The sequence below is a fragment of the Chromobacterium aquaticum genome, assembly GCF_021129195.1.
Lineage (GTDB): Bacteria > Pseudomonadota > Gammaproteobacteria > Burkholderiales > Chromobacteriaceae > Chromobacterium > Chromobacterium aquaticum.
In genome coordinates this window covers 1-661 of record NZ_JAJOHW010000284.1, presented here as the reverse complement: position 1 = coordinate 661, position 661 = coordinate 1, and the positions used below count along the sequence as shown (strand labels likewise).

General features: G+C 69.4%; 1 protein-coding gene. It reads right to left on the bottom strand.

Annotation, left to right across the window (positions count from 1 at the left end):
* The coding region (locus LQT98_RS23825) for an aminotransferase-like domain-containing protein (RefSeq protein WP_231465733.1) at window positions 1-661 on the bottom strand (661 nt) is incomplete at both ends.

The following is a 661-nucleotide window of genomic DNA, read 5'->3' as shown; positions in this document are numbered from 1 at the left end:
CCGGCTTCGGCGGCATCGGCCAGCAGGCGCCGCATATCGGTCCACGGCGGCAGCCGCAACCACAGCGCGAGCCCGCCTTCCGGCAGGGTGTAGTCGGCGAGGCCGGCCAGCTCCCGGTCCAACGCGGCGGCCAGCGTTTGCCGGCGCGTGGCGTAGACTCGCAGCGCGCGGCGGATGTGGCGTTTCAGTTCGCCGCTGTGCATCAGTTCCGCCACCGCCAGCTCGGTGACGGCGTTGCCTTGGCGGTCTATCAGCATGATGTCGGCGGCGCAGCGTTCGATGATGGCGGGCTCGGCCACCATATAACCGACGCGCAGGCCCGGCGCCAGCACCTTGGACAGCGAGCCGACATAGATGATGCGTTCGGCGGCGTCCAGGCTGGCCATCGGCAGCACCGGGCTGCGGCTGAAGTGGAATTCGTGGTCGTAGTCGTCTTCGATGATGGTGAAACCGTAATGGCGCGACAGCGCCAGTAATTGCAGCCGGCGTTCGGCCGGCATCATCAAGGTGGTCGGATACTGGTGGTGCGGCGTCAGGTAGACGGCCTTGACCGGCTGGCTCAGACACAGCCGCTCCAGCGCGTCCGGTCGCATGCCGGCCGCGTCCTGCTCCACGTCCAGCGGCCGCGCGCCCAGGGAGCGGAAGGCCTCGCGCGCCGGCG